Genomic DNA, 1,506 nt, shown 5'->3' with positions numbered 1-1,506 from the left:
GATAGTGACAGCAATCCTGTCTTCGAAGCACTGAACCTCGATAATGCGTTCGTCGACACCACCATCAGTGATGAAACCGACCCAGGGCCAGAAGATACGGTTACCGTGACCATGACAGGTCCAGCGAATGTCGTAGAAGGCGATACCACCACGGAGTACACCGTGACACTGAGCGATCCAGCGCCAGTGGGTAGCATTGTCACGCTCGCTTACAGCTATACTACTGCATCTGGTGATGACATCACCGAAACCACTCAAGCGATTATTGGTGCCGATGGTGTGACCGCTACGTTTACCATTGATACGGTAGATGATGTTTACGCGGAAGGCGATGAAGTGTTCCGTGTCAGCGTATCGGGTATTGTGGATAGTGACAGCAATCCTATCTTTGAAGCGTTGAACTTAGACAATGCCTTTGTCGACACCACCATCAGCGATGAAACGGATCCGGGTCCGGGTCCGGAAGATACGGTCACCGTCACCATGACTGGTCCAGCAAATGTCGTAGAAGGCGACACCACCACGGATTACACCGTAACACTGAGCGATCCGGCTCCTGTGGGTAGTATCGTGACCTTAGCTTACAGCTACACCACTGCGTCAGGTGATGACATCACCGAAACCACTCAAGCCATTATTGGTGCCGATGGTGTGACCGCCACGTTTACTATCGATACGGTGGATGACGTTTACGCCGAAGGCGATGAAGTGTTCCGTGTCAGCGTGTCGGGCATTGTAGATGGTGACAGCAATCCGATTTTTGAGGCATTAGATGTATCAAATGCCTTTGTTGATACCACCATTAGCGATGAAACCGATCCGGGTCCGGAAGATACGGTCACCGTCACCATGACTGGTCCAGCGAATGTCGTAGAAGGCGATACCACCACAGAGTACACCGTGACGCTGAGCGATCCGGCACCAGTCGGTAGTATCGTGACCTTAGCTTACAGCTACACCACTGCGTCAGGTGATGACATCACCGAAACCACCCAAGCGATTATCGGTGCCGATGGTGTGACGGCTACGTTTACTATCGATACGGTGGATGATGTTTACGCGGAAGGCGATGAAGTGTTCCGCGTCAGCGTGTTGGGTATTGTCGATAGCGACAGCAATCCTATCTTCGAAGCGTTGAACCTCGATAATGCGTTCGTTGACACCACCATTAGCGATGAAACCGACCCAGGACCAGAAGATACGGTTACCGTGACCATGACAGGTCCAGCGAATGTCGTAGAAGGCGATACCACCACGGAGTACACCGTGACACTGAGCGATCCAGCGCCAGTGGGTAGCATTGTCACGCTCGCTTACAGCTATACTACTGCATCTGGTGATGACATCACCGAAACCACTCAAGCGATTATTGGTGCCGATGGTGTGACCGCTACGTTTACCATTGATACGGTAGATGATGTTTACGCGGAAGGCGATGAAGTGTTCCGTGTCAGCGTGTCAGGCATCGTCGATAGCGATAGCAATCCGATTTTTGAGGCATTAGAT

At 51.8% G+C, this 1,506-nt stretch carries 1 pseudogene; it reads left to right on the top strand.

Features of this window, described 5'->3' with window-relative positions:
* Positions 1–1,506, top strand: a pseudogene (locus tag ACF8OV_RS04920) (calcium-binding protein); the annotation flags it as partial.

The sequence above is a fragment of the Vibrio sp. GLN_1 genome (assembly GCF_043106015.1).
In the GTDB taxonomy this organism is placed as follows: domain Bacteria; phylum Pseudomonadota; class Gammaproteobacteria; order Enterobacterales; family Vibrionaceae; genus Vibrio; species Vibrio parahaemolyticus.
Note: the sequence above shows the minus strand (reverse complement) of the source record. Positions and strands in the feature narration are given on the sequence as shown.